The sequence below is a fragment of the Pseudooceanicola aestuarii genome (genome assembly GCF_010614805.1).
Taxonomy (GTDB): domain Bacteria; phylum Pseudomonadota; class Alphaproteobacteria; order Rhodobacterales; family Rhodobacteraceae; genus Pseudooceanicola; species Pseudooceanicola aestuarii.
The window spans coordinates 321,334-335,508 of sequence record NZ_JAAFZC010000002.1 but is presented as its reverse complement, the minus strand read 5'-3'; the positions used below and the strand labels follow the sequence as shown (position 1 = coordinate 335,508).

Here is a 14,175-nt window from a genome sequence, read left to right as displayed (position 1 = left end):
CAGCCCTTCTGGGTGCGGCGAGATAACGGGGATCGGCGGCGATACGTGCATTGCTAATCAGGCTAACCTGAAACGGAATTCGCAAGATTAGCAGATCTCCTCGTGCCGCTCATCGCCGGGTTTTCGCCGAGCCTCCAAAAAAGATTGCGTGCGTGTTTTGGAGCCGCCCCGCCGGGGCGTAGGTCCCTTCTGTAGCAAAGAGGAGACCAAGATGTCCGAAGATGAAAACCACGACGAATACCTGACAACAGCAGACGTCGCCAAGAAACTGCGGCGACACCCACGGACGATCCGCGACTGGATCGTGAACGGGACCGTGACTGAACGCGGCAGAGTTTTCCTCGACGGCACGAAAGCTGGCAAGAGCTGGCTCGTGCACCCCGATTGGCTGGCGCTCTTCGAGCATCGGATCCGCCCCGTGAGGAGGGCGGATCTCGATCTCGAGTGAGCCCCGAGCCAGCACGGGAGTGAAGACATGACGGTTCAAGATCAAATCCGGGATTATCTCGACGAAACCGGGGTCACCAAGCACGCGCTGGCCTTGCAAGCCGGCCTGAATCCGAAGGCCGTGAAGAATATTCTCGAGATCGCCGGAATTCGATCGGACAGGAAAACTCTCGATGCGCTCGGCGCTGTAATGGGTATCCATCTGCCGACGCCGACGGGTCAGATGACTTACGCGCGCCTCATGAGCGACCTGGCCCGTCCGGCAGGGGATGAGAAAACCGACAGCCGCAACCGTGTGCTCCTCTCCCGCCTCAAGGCATTTCTGAAAGCCGCGGGCTGGGTGGCCGAGATTGAAATCGTGGACCGCCGGCGCGCGATCGAGAAATTGTCGAGTTGGTCGGCTGCAACCCTCGATCTGACGGAAAACAGCTTCGCCACCTACAAGTCCGACATCCTGGCGGCCATTCACTCTCATGGCGGTCGAAACCGGCCGTCCGGAATTCGGGACGTGACAGGCATCTATCGCGAAATCCACGATAAGCTGTCCGAGTCAGATTACCCGGAGGACCTGAAGCTGATTTCCGGGACGTTCTTCCGGTTCCTCGACGAGCGCGAAATTGCTCCGGGTGACGTCGGGACGGAGGTCTTCAACAAATACTATCTGCATCGGCTGGCGGTCAGCCCGAAAGACGAAGCGACATGCAGGAAGCACGTGCGACGCATCTCTGCGCTCTGCACGCGCCTCGCGGCCGATCCGGATTTTAGTTCTTACGGGTTCAAGGTAGCGAAGCACCCGTTCCCGGACGGCCGGAACAAGTATTGTATTGATGCGTCGGTCTTTTCCGAGCTGCTGTCCGAGTTCGACGGTCCCGTCAGTCGCTGGCTGCGGGGAGAGGCATCTCGTGACGGGTTGTCGGAAGAAGCGTTCCTCGCGCAGTTGGATTCCGCCGAGACCACGCGTCCGGTGAACCCGAAGAAGTCCCTGCTGAAAAAGAAGAACGGCGGCCGAAAGCGCACCGAGGAAGAGCGGCAGTCGGCTGGCTTCCTCCTGCCCGGACAGACATGGAGCGCGAGGACGCTCGAAAACCGACGCTACCAGCTCATCGCAGGAGCCAAGGCACTTTATGCCGCAACGGGGTATCTGATCGAGGATCTGACCGAGTATACGGATCCCGATGTGATCGAGAGCGTCCTCGATGTTCTGAGTTCCGGGAATTCCGACGACGAATTTCCCAGCAGTTATGCCGAGTCGGTCGGGAAGACGCTGAAGAAGCTGGCGCGGGACTACATCGGTCGAAGCGCCGACGACGTGAATGCCATCGCCGGGCATATCAAGGAACATGCGATCGGCGAGACTGGCATCTCGCGTCGCAACAAGGCACGGCTGCGGCAGATCATCGGTGACCGCCAGCAGCGGCTGATCGATCTGGGCGACATCCTGACCGACGAGGTCAACTCGATCATCGACAATCGGAAACGGAAGTGCCGCGGCAAGATGAGAATGGACCTGCTCGGCCCTGAAGAGGCCCGGGACATCATGTGTGCCATCGCCAGTGATATTCTACTGGCGCGGGCACCACGGCGGGCCAACATCACTGGCATCCGCATGTCCTGGATTTCCTGGGCGGGTGGAACGGCACGCATCGTCGTTCCCAATGTGCAGGTGAAAGGGCGCGACAGCGACGATCCGGATCTGCATATACCGCTCGATGAGCATGCTTCGGCCAGGTTGGAATCGTTCATCGAGAAGGTCCGGCCGAAGGCTCTGCGAGCAGGAGACGACGAAAATCCATTCCTCTTCCCGTCGCAGGGGGAAGGGGGCAATCCTGGGCAACCCTATGCCGGCTTGCTCGAGCGTCTCGTCCGGCACACGAAACGGATCGTGGGGTTCAAGATGAATCCCCACCTCTATCGACACTTTCTGGGCTGGCTCTGGCTCAGGGAAGATCCGGACCGGCTGCCAGATGTCCAGCGTCTCCTCGGTCACAAGCGGCTCGAGACGACCCTCGCGCACTATGCCGAGATAGACGAGGATCTCGCTCTCGACAGGTGGAGCAAATACCTCGCCGATCAGAAGTCCCGGCAGCCCGAAAAAAACAAGAAGAAAAGGAAAACAGGATGAAGACCCAACTCCAGAAGCGATCGGACCAAGGAAAGCTACTCAGCACCCGCGTGGACGCAATCGTCGACCAATATTCCCGTCTCGTCGTCGACCCTGAGCCGGGATCCGGGTGCACCTGCCTGGCCCTTCAGGCGGCGCGACCGGAACAATCGGCCAATATAGTGAAACGGGAGATCTACTGATGCGGGCCATGAAATCTCAGTGCGGGCGGGCCGCACCGTCCTCACCTGAGGAATTCCGCGAGGCCTTCGGCCGGGATCGACCAGGCGTCGATCCCGGACCCGTTCTCCGGTCGGTGCGCGGCTTTGCGGTGTGGCGCGGCGACATGGGCTGGCCCATGCCTGTGCCGGACCGCATGGAAATATCCGGCTATCTCGGCGGGCTCTCCGCGCGCGTCGGGGCAGAATACGCTGCTTCCGAGCTCGCCTACATTCAGCTCGGCGCCCCCGTCCTGTGGGGCGTCCCGGTCGCGGGCATGATCGGTCAGGTCCTCCGGCAGAGCCGGTGCACTTCGAAGGTCGCGGCGAAGTCGATCGACGAGCGGGCCCGGTCCGCCATCTCGTCGCTCCCGGACGAATGGCAAGGGAAGCTCATCGCGAAACTGATCAGTGAACCCGGACCTCACTCCAAAAAATGGAGCGCGAACCATGTTCAGGCCGTGGCGCATGCCCTGGCGCGATGGTGTCGCGCGTCGGCCGTTCTCGGTCGAGAGGTGCGGCCCTCGGGTTCCTCGTTCCACGTCTACGCGACCGACCTGAGGGCTGACGGCGTCTCGGATCGGAGCGTCTCCGACTATCTGTCGCGCATCCTCTCCGGCTTCCGTGTCGCGGCGGATCCCGGCTTCCGTAGCGCGGGATGCGACCATGTTATCGCGCGTCATGATGCTCTCGCGAAGATCGCGGGCCGGCCGACGAAGACCGGCGCGCAGATCGTCGGGGCGTCGACGATTTTCGATCTCGGCGTCGATCTGATGGACACGGCCCGGGAGAATGGCCCTCGCGGTCTGCATGTCGCACGCGACTTCCGCAACGGCCTGCTGTTGTCCTTTGCCGCGGCCCTGCCGCAGCGGGCTCGGGCCCTTTCGCACCTCGCCTTCGGCCCGACCGTCGTGCTCCTCGAGAATCCCTACGTTCAAGTCGTGCTTCCCGGGCGCGTGCTGAAAATGCGTGAGGCGAAGAAGCGGTTCGCTGGCTATGACAAAGTCTTGTGCAACCCGGTGCTATGGTCGGCTCTCGACGACTACAAACGGAGTTTCCGGCCACTGTTCGATGACGGGCCGGCGCTCTTTCCGAGCATGATCGATATGGGCGCGGCCATCACCTCGGCGCAACTTGGCCGCCTGGTCGGCGATCTCACCTGCAAGCACCTCGGCGTGCGCGTGAGCATTCATCGGGTCAGGGACAATGCCGCGACCGAGGCCTCAGAGGAAATTCAGAGCGGCGGATACCTGGCGCCAGCCCTCATCGGCAACAGGAGCGCCGCCACGACCATGGACAGCTACGATCACGCGCAAGGGATGAGAGCCGCACGAGAACATGGCGCACGCATTGCCGGCCTGAGGTCTGCCCCCACGACATTGCGCGTGTAGCCTCAGAGCCGGCTTCCCTTGCCCCCGAGGCGGTCTGGCTTACAGACGCCGAAAGTGCCCACGAAGGAGAGCCCGAATGGACACTGAGAGGGACGGTATGCGCTGCCGGTCCCTTCCCGGCCGATCGGACACCCGGCGTCAGGCATGAACGATCAGGAAGAAACCTATGCACGACTACCCTCCCAGGTCTCCCGAAACTCTTGCTGCCATGGAAAGGACCCGGGCGGCGGCCAGGCAACTGGAGACGGACACCCGCCACGTTGCCATCTGGCTCGCGGCCCGGGCGCCCGGCATTCTCGTCCGCCTCGAGATCCAGCGGCATCATGGCTGCGGGGACCACGAGATCGCGCATGTCGTGCCCCATGTGACGGAGCCGGAGGCACGCCAAAGACTGCGGGCGAAGGCCGAGAGATCCCTGCAGGCGTTGGGGTGGACGCTGAAGCCGGAGGGGCGAGACGTCTGGTCGATATTCGTTCAGGGTGAAGGGCACACGCTGTCCGCTCACCAGCGCCTCGCGGCAATCTCGAGGGTCGGGAACGCCATGAATGCAGTGTCGGTCGAAGCTACCGAGAGGCCATCGACATGCGGACATGATGATGCCGTTCCCTGACCGGCGGTTGTAGGTGGCCGCCGCTCACTGCCGCAAAATACCGTAATATCTGCATTTTTCCGGTTCAATTGAAGAAGGGTCGTTTCCACCCGCATGGGGTAGGATGTGCCCCTTCTCAATTTTTTCCGTCTTCTGCCGCAACGTGCCGCAACATCCGGACCGAGATTGCCATTTCTACAATTTCAGGTCCGGAAACGTCCAGCCGAGGGTGAAGAGAGGGAATGGGCACCGTCATTCCGTTGGCCGCGCTCCTCGGGGCGAGAGCGCGGCCAACGGAAACGCGGCGCCTCGCGATCAACGAAATCAACCAAGCCGGCAACAACCCCTCCTGCTGCTACAGATGCGCCGGCAAGACACCCCCGATACAGAAAGGAGATTTCTCGGGGCCTTGACTGCCACGAACGGCGTCGACCTCCACAGGAGACCCCCATGTTCAACTTCTCGAGCAATTCCGTCCCGGCGGGCCGCGATCCCGCGATCGTCGCAACCAGAATCTTCTTCCAGGAGCACGGCTCCGCGCTGCTCAATGCCGCCGCCTTGCTCGGCGGTCCCTCCGGGCACCGTCGCTGCCTCCGTCTTCTGTCAGGAATTTCGGAGAGCTCCTCGCTCACGCGAGCGCTCAGACAGGAGCTGGTCTGGCTGCATCGGCTTGTCTGCCTCGATTTCGTCGGGGATCCGGAGACCGAGGAAACAGCCCGCTTCGCGATGATCGACCTGCTGGATCCGCGGGTCGAGGAGATCTGCCTCGAGGCCGACCGCCTCTACGATCTTCTCGTCGCGATCTCGGATCTGGATCCCGGGTGCGATGTCGTCCTGGGAGAGCTGTTCGACCTCTCTGCTGCATGACGCAGTCGGCCCGCATGGGCCGGCAGCTTGAAGGCGCCGCATTTTCGCAGCGACCGACTCTTCTGGAGAAAGACATGCAGACCTATTACCAGATGCCCCTCGATGAGCTCTGCTCGCTGCTGATCGGGATGACCCGGAGCTTCATCGACCATTTCCCTGTCAACGAGATTGCCGCCGATGCGCTCGAGCGCGGGTCGCTGCGCCGCACCCTCGAGGGGATGCGTGCCGGTGCCGGACTCTCGCGTCGCGACGACACGGACGTGGACCTCCTGTCGGCCGTTCTGGACCGGGAGCGCGAACGCGAGACCCTGGGCACGTTCGCGGTTTTCGATGGCCGGGACGATCCCGAACTCGGCGCCGTCGGGGAAGTGCGAGAGATGCTGGACCTGACGGACAGGGGACAGGCGATCGACGCATGCGTCAGGTCCCTGAGGCGCATCGCGCATATCCGCTCCATCTGCCGGGCCCGGATCGATGCCGAGAAGGTGCTGCTGGGACGGTGAGTCCACCTTCCAAAGGCGTCCCGGTGGCCGGCAGGAATGCCGGCCACCATCCGGCCGTCATGCCTTCGGGCTGAGCCGGAAGGCCTTGCGCCGCTTCTTGCCGTCGATTTTCGTGCCTGCGGGAAGGTCCTGGATCCATCCATATTGCATCAGGACGGCCAGCTGCCGATCGAGAGCCTTCGACCGCCGGGCGGCGACCGGCCCGAACTGCAGAACCCGGTCGGTCGCGAACCCGTCGCCGGGCTGCAGGTTCTTCCGAAGCCAGTCAAGAAGGGCCTGGGCCTGGGCGATCTCGGTCTCGTTCGTGGCCGCGATGCACAGGAATTTGTACTGGCTCAGGTAGTATTTGACCATCTCGCAGGCCGCTTTCATGACCTCGCCGGAGACCGTCTCAGCCGCCCCGTCCTCGAAGAGCGTCATGATCGCGGCCAGCCGGCATGCGTGCTCCGGCGCCTTGGAGGCAAAGCCGGAGATGTCCGTAGCCCAGCCACCTCGACCGAGCTCAGCCTCGACGTTGTCATGAAATTCGACGCAGATGGACAGGGCATCCTCCGAAAGGGACAGAAACCGCTGGGTGGGATCCGCCAGGGTGTCCATCAGAGCTGCCTCGACTTCGTCATGGAAGCGTTCCGCGGCAGCCTCGTCCTCGGCCGTCGGACGCCGATATTTTCGGTTGCCCATGTTGCTGACGGGCCAGCACGGCAGCATCCTCGCCAGGATGCCCTGACCGATCAGGAATTCGTCGCCGTAGGTGTCACGGATCAGCGTCGGCTGGAACATGAGGTTGATCGTGGTTGCAGTGGGAGGGACATAGCCGTCGCCCTCCTGACCGGCACGCGGACGGAAGAAGTAATCGCCGTCCCAGAATTTCGACACGATGCCGCTGGTCTTTGCACGTTGGTCTTTCGACATGGAATGGCCTCCCCAGAAGCTCGCCGCTTCGTCGGTGAACCAGCCCAGGAAACCGCATCCGGACGCGATTGCCTTGAAGGCACCCTCGACCGTGGGTTCTGTCACCAGGAAGCTGGGACAGACCGGAACCGCAGGTTTCTCTTCTCCTCGCCCGGCGCTTGCAATCTCGGACTTGTGCAGCGCCATGGCGATCTCGTGTTCCTTCCGGAGACGCATGATCACCCGGTCGATACCGGTCTTGGCGATCTTGTCCGCGGCACTCTTCCGCTCGCCCGACAATGCGATCGTGACGAAAGCTGCAGTCGCGTTCGAGGGCGATCCGAGTGTCTGGACCTTCGCCCGGCTCCCTGCGACGAGCGAGGCCACGGACAAGACGGATTGCGCGGCAAGGGCGGCCGGCCCCTGCGTCTTCCTGACGATTGCCTCAGCCGCGCTGCGGAGCTTCGGTGTCAGGCAGTCGAGGGGGAAGGCACTGGCGGGCGGCTCCGCGTGGGGCAGCGGCGTGGGCTCTCGTGGTGGAGCGGCCGTTTCTCCATGCGGGACTGAAAAGTTCGGCTTCGACGCTTTGGCGTCGACCCTGCCGACGAGGGACTTGATGCGGGCAAGCATTCCTGATCTCCGTTGCTGCTCGGGTTGTGATCAGGAAATCGGTCGATCGGTTTTCCGGCGGAAACGGCAGGAAGCGGATTCTTGCGGCGATGGACGGGTTTTTTTGGGAGGACGCATGAGGCTTGGCTCGAGGCCATAAGACCGCGATCTCGTGCAGGCGCTTCTTGTAACGCCATGGCACATGACGAGAAGGCCCGGGCAGGAGCCCGGGCCTTTTCGGAACTCCGGGTTACCGGAACGGACAGGCGATATCCGGAAGATCGGCGCCGATCTCTGACAGCGCCCCGTCAATTACCCTGCGGAGACTGCTTGCCAGAAACGGTATTCCCCAGTCCGGGGTCATTTGTCCCATAATCGCTCTGACGACGTGATCTGCGCATTCGTGCTCAATGAGCTCCCGACGCAAGGCGCGTCGAAAATCATGTGCTTGAATGGCGGAGGCGCCGATGCCGTGTGTGTCGCAGTAGCGAATGAAATTCTTCCGGAACCGCGCTGTGCCAGTTCCGGGCCGGTCTGCCACGAGTTGCGGAAAGAGCAATGCCTCGTTCTGGTCCCGCCGCAACTCGAACAGGCCAAGGAGACCAAGGTCCTGCAACTGCGGAGAGACAGGAACCTCCCGTCGGGCGGCGGGCGTCTTCGCATCGCGATCGATGAAGAGGACCGGCATGCTGTCACGATACAGCAGATCCCGGGTCGCCAGGTTCACGGCTTCGTCGAGCCGCAGGCCTCCGAGCCGCATCAGGAGCGGCACCCAGAACAGGGGATCACCGGCGTCTTGGATTTCTCCCTTGAAAATCGGTGATGACAGATAGTTCTGGAGTGCCTCTGACCAGGCACGGGGTTCGAGCGGTCGCTCCTGCCGCCGCAGACAGGCCTCTTCGACCGTCGACCAGGCACAGACATCGAACGGGTTCTCCTCTTCGAGCCCAAGCTCGACAAGGAAATCGCCAACCCGACGGGCTGTCCGCCCGAATCTCAGGAAAGTCGATATCCTGATACGGTCGGGAACAGACAGCTCTTCCACAGGCCCACCTTTATTTCCGGCACCACTGCGGCGTTTCCCGTGGTATTTCGGCAGGTTTCGGATTTCCGTCAGGGCGTCGAAGACATCTCCCCGTGCGATGTGGGAAAAGAACGGGTTCCCGAGGGCGCGCGTCCAGACACGCTTCGCGCTCTCGGTATTCGCACCGCTGCTCCGGCGCCATCGTTCACCATGAGCGGTATCGAGCCGTCGGATATCGGGTCGATAGCCCACCGACCGCGCCTCGATATATAGGTCGAAAGCCGTCTCGACGCAGATCTCCAGCTCGCCTGCAAGGATCGCCTTCGATTGTTTTGTGAGATTGGCGGCCTCGAGTAGGGACCGGGATGTCCGCCTGGAGGCCGTTTCCTGGTGCATAGCGATGTCAATTCGGGTGGCGAGGATGTCGCGCATTTCCTGTATCTCCGTGAGTGTTGGAATGCCGCCCCTATGCCCCGGATTCGCGGGAAAAAGTTGATCTGGGTCAAAATTTCCGGCCGTTATTTCCGCCAAGATATCACGCCTTCGTGAGCGCACGGTTGCCAGGAGCGGCCAAGGCGCTCCCCTGCAAATCAACCGGGCATTCGCCTTCCTGTCCCGGTTCTTCCGCCGGAGATCGCATCAGCGCGCGGCGCTCCGGAAATCGACTACCTTCTCTTCGTTACGGAAGCGCCCCGTGTCGTCGAAGGGCCGCGCGATCATGGAGACGTCGAGCTCGACGTCGCAGATGCGCTCGTAGAGCGCCTTGAGCGTGAGCCCTTGGGCATAGGATCTTGCGCCTTCGTCGACGGGGTCGTGCCCCATCAGGACGCAGCGGATCGCGTCGGACTTGTCCTGGTTCATGAGGTCGGAGTTGAACGAGGTACGCATCGCGTGCAGGTCCAGGCCTTCCCAGTAGCAGTCATTCGTCTTCCTGTAATAGGTGAACTTCTTGGAGAAGTTCTCCGAATAGGTCTTCTTCGTTTCTCCACGCGTCAGGTTCACGAACAAGCGATGCGCGTCCTCCCCTCGACGGAGTTCCACCAGCTTCAGGAGGCCAAGCTCGATCAGCGTCGGATGAACCGGGATGCGGCGCTGGGAGTCGATGGTCTTGACGTTGTTTGCATCGCGGCATTTCACGTCGACATAGGCGATGCCCTTGTCGGTGCCGAAATCCTTGGGGCCGAGCTGGCAGGCCTCTTCCTCGCGCAGGCCCATGAGGCGTGCGATGAGCGGTATCCAGTAGAGAGGTTCGCCCTCATCTTCGAACGGCCCCTGGAAGGCGGGCGACCCCAAGAAGGTGTAGATGCGATCATCCCAGCAGACGCGTTTGCGCTTCTCTTCGCTTTTTTTCCACTTGTCCTTCAGCTTGTTGGACACACCGCAGATCTCGAAGGGATTCTGGTCGATCAGCTGGAGGTCGTAGAGCATCTTCCCGACAGACTTGATGTAGCCGCGGTGCTTTGCGCGGGTCTCCGCGCGGATACGCGGAATGCGGGCATCCAGGGCGGCCTTTTCCCGATCAGCTTCGGTTGCATTGCCATCCAGAGCAAGCAGCTCCAGTGCTTCCTTCTCAAGGCGTTCCTCTTCAGCTTCGAGATCTTCGATCAACGCCTTGAACCCGAATTCCGAGACGAATTTCGTCTTCCCCTTGGAATGCTGAAAGGGCAGCTCGGGCAGGATCTTCAGGGCGTCGCGGATATCATCTCGATCCGCGTCCTCGAACGGGACATCTCCGACGAACTCCACCCAGAATTTTTCCGCGACATTCGCCTTGCTGCCACTGTTGGACGTCCATTTCTTGCCGGCATCGGCATCGCCGGTCTGCTCCATGGAGAAGTCGTCTCCGTATCCGGCCATCTTGAGCTCCTTCATGAGCTTGATCCCCTCGAGAAGCGTGATGCCCCGGGGCTTTGTGAGAACGACTTCCCGCGTTTCGGGCGAGAGGTCCCGCAGGTCGATGTTCTTCAGGAGCGGTGGGCGCAGCTTGATCCGGAACGCGGTGTCGTCATCCTTGCCCGCGGTGTCCGGGGACGCGTCCCCGGCCGCGGGCTGGGGCGTTGCCGGTGCCTCCGGCACTGTGTCTGCAATCGCGGCCGGGGCTGCGGCAGTGTCGACCGGCGCCCGAAGAGGAGCAGCCGCCTCTGTTGCCGTCTGGGGCATGGAAGCCGCCGTCATGGGCGGCACGGCGATGGAGGTCACATCCGATACGGCTGCTGCCAGGATGCCCAAGGCGGGGGAGTGCGATTGGGAGGCAGCCACGGGCAGGGCGGCTGTCGGGGAGGCCGACCTGTGCGCCATCACCGACCGAAAGATCGGTGTCGGTTCCTCGTAGGTCCCGACCTCGCGCCGTTCCCGTTCGCGGGACACGTCCAGCATGACACGGAGAGCCTCGAAGGCGAGTGCGCGCCAGTCGGCGGTGCCCTCGTCGAGCGTCACGCCCATGCGATTGGCCATCTCGCGCAGAGGTTCCGTGACCGGCCCCCGGTCGCCGAGCGCCAGGGCTCGGCGCAGCATGTCCTGCGTATTACGTTCCACCTGCGCCGCAAAATTCGCCGCCTCGTCCGAACGCGGCTCGGCACAGGCGCGCAAAGCCTCGTGCGCCGCGATCTGGCAGCGCGCCAGCTCGGTCAGCAGGGCAACATGTTCGGGCTTCAGATGATCCACCGGTCTCTCCGTCGTCAGCGCGAAGGCCGCGTCAGTGAGCACCGTCAGGCGCGCGACGAGGATCTTCGCTTCGGAGAGGACGTCGGTCCGAAGGCTGAGACAGAGGGCCGAACTTTGACCAGGGTTCGATATCTCCCGGAACGCGCACGGAAGCCGGCGGCGGAAGAAGTAGCCCGAGGGGCGTTTTTCGAGGTGGGGGGTGTGTGCGACTCCGGCCATGCGGGAAGCCTCCGAAACAGGTTCCAGGGCATCGTGGAGTCGGGATCCGTGCACCGGTTCGGGCACGCGTTTGTGCACCAATTTGTGCACGTGCACAGGTGGCTCCGACTCTGGTCGGAGGTCACCTCATGGGAAACCCAATGAAATAAGGCGTTTCGCCTATATCTGAGGGATTTTGGCTCCGGCGGTAGGGATCGAACCTACGACCAATTGATTAACAGTCAACTGCTCTACCGCTGAGCTACGCCGGAACACGAGGTGGCTTTTAGCAATGTGATTCAGGGGGGGCAAGGGCATAAGTGAAGGTGGGATGACATTTTCCGCACCTTCCCTCAGGTCAGGCGGAAGATGGCGTCGGGGGTCAGGTCGTTTTCGGGGGTCACACGGGATTTCCCGGTCAGATCAATGAGATGGGCCAGCACGTTCCGGGTGGCGGCGGGCAGAAGGCGAGGGTCGACGTCGGTGTAGACGCGGGTCGCGATCTCGGCGGGGGTGCCGGGGGCGGTGGCCAGGGCGGTCAGGATATCGGCTTCGCGGCCTTGGCGGTGGGCGATCAGCCAGTCGATCCGGGCGTGGGTTTCGTGGATCACGTCGCCATGGCCGGGCAGGTACACCGTCGCGGGCAGGGTGCGCAGCCGGGCGCAGGAGGCCATGAAATCGGTCAGGTCGCCATCGGGGGGTGACACGATGGAGGTCGCCCAATCCATTACCAGGTCGCCGGTGAAGACAGCGCCTCTGGCCGGGCCGGCGGTTACCTCGAAACACATGTGGTTGCCGAAATGGCCCGGCGTCCAATGGGCGCGGACCTGCCAATCGGCGACCTTGACTTCGGCCTGGTCGGGCAGGGCGATGTCGGGGGTGAAGTCGGGGTCGTACCCCTCACCACCGCCCAGGTCGGCCGTGGCGGCCAGGCGCTGCATGACAGCCGATTGCCCGGCGGCACTGTCGCCATAGGCCAGGATCGGCGCGCCGGTGGCCGCGGCCAGCGGCCGGGCAAGAGGGGAATGGTCCAGGTGCGAATGGGTCACCAGGATATGGGTGATGCGCTGCCCGTCCTCCAGCGCGTCCAGGATCGCGTCCAGGTGGGTGTCGTTCGCGGGGCCGGGGTCGATCACGGCGATATCGCGCTGACCCAGCAGGTAGGTGTTCGTCCCACGCCAGGTAAAGGCCGATGGGTTCGGGCACAGGATGCGGCGCAGGCCGGGGGCAACCTGCTGAGGAAGGCCGGGGGTCGGGTTGAAATCGTTCATCTGCTGTCTGCCTTTTGACCTGTGCGGTACGGGGCCGCTTTTCTCCGGCGCGACCTCGGCTTACCATTAGCGCATGTCTTTCGCATGGCTCAAACGATATGTCCCGCGCGGACTTTACGGGCGGGCGGCGCTGATCCTGGTTCTACCGGTGGTCACGTTGCAACTGGTGGTGTCCGTGGTCTTCATCCAGCGCCATTTCGAGGATGTGACCGTGCAGATGACCCGCACCGTCAGCCGCGACCTGAACCTGTTGCGCCGCGCCCATGACCGGGCCGGCGGCGCAACGGTGGAGGCGATCCTGAACGTCGCCGTCACCGACATCGCGGCGGCAGGCGCGCCCGAGGTCGACCGTTCGCGCTGGTACGACCTGTCGGGGCGCGTGGTGATCCGCACGTTGAAGGACCATGTGCCGGGCTTGCAGGCGGTGATCCTGCCCGATGATTACCGGGTGCATGTCTACGCGGCAGGCGATCCGGGCCGGGTGCTGCGGTTCACCTTTGATCGCAGCCGGGTGTCGGCGTCGAACCCGCATCAGCTTCTGGTGAACATGGGGTTCTTCGGGGTGCTGATGACGGTCATCGCCTTCATCTACCTGCGCAACCAGCTGCGGCCGATTACCCGACTGGCCCGCGCGGCCGAGGCGTTCGGCCGGGGGCGCAATCTGCCGTACCGGCCTGGCGGCGCGGTGGAGGTTCGGTCGGCCGGACATGCCTTTCTGGACATGCGGGCGCGGCTGGAACGCCAGATCGAACAGCGCACCCTGCTGTTGTCGGGGGTCAGCCACGATCTGCGCACGCCCCTGACACGGCTGCGGCTGGCGGTATCGATGCTGCCGGACGAAGACCGCGAACCGATGGAGCGCGACATCGAGGACATGCAGCGGATGTTGGACGAATTCCTGTCCTTTGCCCGTGGCACCGCCCAGGAGGAAGCCAAGCCGGTCGATCCCGCCGCCCTGGTGCGGGAGTTGGTGGAGGATGCGCAGCGCGCCGGCCAGCCGGTGACCCTCGGCATTGTGCAGGGGTCGGGCACCATGCCGCTTCGTCCACTTGCGGTGCGCCGCGCGGTGGAGAACCTGATCGGCAACGCGGTGCGCTACGGCGACCGGGCGGTGGTCTCGGCGCATCTGGGCGATCGGGCGCTGCGTATCCGGGTGGAGGATGACGGCCCCGGCATTCCCGCCGAAAGCCGGGAGGAGGCGATGCGGCCCTTCACCCGGCTGGAAGCATCGCGAAATCAGAATCGCGGCTCCGGCGTCGGCTTGGGATTGTCGATCGCCAATGACGTCGCCCGCGCCCACGGTGGCGTTTTGCGGCTGGGCGTGGCGGAGGAGCTGGGCGGGCTTTGCGCCGATCTGGTGCTGGCACGATAGCGCGCGGCGCGGCCCGTCAGCATAGGCCGG

Annotated in this window: 11 protein-coding genes and 1 tRNA gene; 7 read left to right on the top strand and 5 right to left on the bottom strand. The window is 63.3% G+C overall.

From position 1 onward, the window contains the following. The first annotated feature begins 211 nt into the window (after positions 1-211). The 6 genes from G5A46_RS14555 to G5A46_RS14530 all read left to right on the top strand — a co-directional run bounded on the left by G5A46_RS14555 (position 212) and on the right by G5A46_RS14530 (position 6,116). A complete protein-coding gene (locus tag G5A46_RS14555; protein ID WP_239520931.1) occupies positions 212-448 on the top strand; it encodes a helix-turn-helix domain-containing protein in 237 nt (78 codons plus the stop codon). Positions 449-475: 27 nt separating this feature from the next. Then, positions 476-2,569, top strand: coding sequence for a site-specific integrase (locus G5A46_RS14550; RefSeq protein WP_163850510.1), 2,094 nt, complete (start codon positions 476-478; stop codon positions 2,567-2,569). Continuing rightward, positions 2,566-2,751, top strand: coding sequence for a hypothetical protein (locus G5A46_RS14545; RefSeq protein ID WP_163850508.1), 186 nt, complete (start codon positions 2,566-2,568; stop codon positions 2,749-2,751). Before G5A46_RS14550 ends, G5A46_RS14545 begins: the two co-directional genes overlap by 4 nt. Next, on the top strand, positions 2,751-4,157 hold the full coding sequence (locus tag G5A46_RS14540) for a site-specific integrase (RefSeq protein WP_163850506.1): 1,407 nt from the start codon (positions 2,751-2,753) through the stop codon (positions 4,155-4,157). Before G5A46_RS14545 ends, G5A46_RS14540 begins: the two co-directional genes overlap by 1 nt. A 1,039-nt stretch (positions 4,158-5,196) precedes the next feature. Next, complete coding sequence (locus tag G5A46_RS14535; protein ID WP_163850504.1) at positions 5,197-5,613, top strand: hypothetical protein; 417 nt, start codon at positions 5,197-5,199, stop codon at positions 5,611-5,613. A 74-nt stretch (positions 5,614-5,687) separates the two neighbouring features. Further along, complete coding sequence (locus G5A46_RS14530) at positions 5,688-6,116, top strand: hypothetical protein (protein ID WP_163850502.1); 429 nt, start codon at positions 5,688-5,690, stop codon at positions 6,114-6,116. 57 nt (positions 6,117-6,173) lie between these two features. Here G5A46_RS14530 and G5A46_RS14525 read toward each other — a convergent pair whose 3' ends face one another. From G5A46_RS14525 to G5A46_RS14505, 5 genes are all read right to left on the bottom strand, one after another. Next, positions 6,174-7,637, bottom strand: coding sequence for a DUF3987 domain-containing protein (locus G5A46_RS14525; RefSeq protein WP_163850500.1), 1,464 nt, complete (start codon positions 7,635-7,637; stop codon positions 6,174-6,176). Positions 7,638-7,866: 229 nt separating this feature from the next. Continuing rightward, positions 7,867-9,072, bottom strand: coding sequence for a site-specific integrase (locus G5A46_RS14520; RefSeq protein WP_163850498.1), 1,206 nt, complete (start codon positions 9,070-9,072; stop codon positions 7,867-7,869). A 207-nt stretch (positions 9,073-9,279) separates the two neighbouring features. Beyond that, positions 9,280-11,523, bottom strand: coding sequence for a DUF6538 domain-containing protein (locus tag G5A46_RS14515; protein WP_163850496.1), 2,244 nt, complete (start codon positions 11,521-11,523; stop codon positions 9,280-9,282). Between the two features lie 176 nt (positions 11,524-11,699). Further along, positions 11,700-11,774: transfer RNA gene (locus G5A46_RS14510), tRNA-Asn, on the bottom strand. Between the two features lie 81 nt (positions 11,775-11,855). Beyond that, complete coding sequence (locus tag G5A46_RS14505; RefSeq protein WP_163850494.1) at positions 11,856-12,773, bottom strand: MBL fold metallo-hydrolase; 918 nt, start codon at positions 12,771-12,773, stop codon at positions 11,856-11,858. 73 nt (positions 12,774-12,846) lie between these two features. Here G5A46_RS14505 and G5A46_RS14500 point away from each other — a divergent pair, with 73 nt between their 5' ends. Continuing rightward, a complete protein-coding gene (locus G5A46_RS14500) occupies positions 12,847-14,145 on the top strand; it encodes an ATP-binding protein (protein WP_163850492.1) in 1,299 nt (432 codons plus the stop codon). The last annotated feature ends 30 nt before the right edge of the window (positions 14,146-14,175 follow it).

What these genes read in the sequence shown, in the direction of transcription:
- G5A46_RS14555 (WP_239520931.1), top strand. Translation starts at nt 212, where the DNA reads ATGTCCGAAGATGAAAACCACGACGAATACCTGACAACAGCAGACGTC.
- G5A46_RS14550 (WP_163850510.1), top strand. Translation starts at nt 476, where the DNA reads ATGACGGTTCAAGATCAAATCCGGGATTATCTCGACGAAACCGGGGTC.
- G5A46_RS14545 (WP_163850508.1), top strand. Translation starts at nt 2,566, where the DNA reads ATGAAGACCCAACTCCAGAAGCGATCGGACCAAGGAAAGCTACTCAGC.
- G5A46_RS14540 (WP_163850506.1), top strand. Translation starts at nt 2,751, where the DNA reads ATGCGGGCCATGAAATCTCAGTGCGGGCGGGCCGCACCGTCCTCACCT.
- G5A46_RS14535 (WP_163850504.1), top strand. Translation starts at nt 5,197, where the DNA reads ATGTTCAACTTCTCGAGCAATTCCGTCCCGGCGGGCCGCGATCCCGCG.
- G5A46_RS14530 (WP_163850502.1), top strand. Translation starts at nt 5,688, where the DNA reads ATGCAGACCTATTACCAGATGCCCCTCGATGAGCTCTGCTCGCTGCTG.
- G5A46_RS14525 (WP_163850500.1), bottom strand. Translation starts at nt 7,637, where the DNA reads ATGCTTGCCCGCATCAAGTCCCTCGTCGGCAGGGTCGACGCCAAAGCG.
- G5A46_RS14520 (WP_163850498.1), bottom strand. Translation starts at nt 9,072, where the DNA reads ATGCGCGACATCCTCGCCACCCGAATTGACATCGCTATGCACCAGGAA.
- G5A46_RS14515 (WP_163850496.1), bottom strand. Translation starts at nt 11,523, where the DNA reads ATGGCCGGAGTCGCACACACCCCCCACCTCGAAAAACGCCCCTCGGGC.
- G5A46_RS14505 (WP_163850494.1), bottom strand. Translation starts at nt 12,773, where the DNA reads ATGAACGATTTCAACCCGACCCCCGGCCTTCCTCAGCAGGTTGCCCCC.
- G5A46_RS14500 (WP_163850492.1), top strand. Translation starts at nt 12,847, where the DNA reads ATGTCTTTCGCATGGCTCAAACGATATGTCCCGCGCGGACTTTACGGG.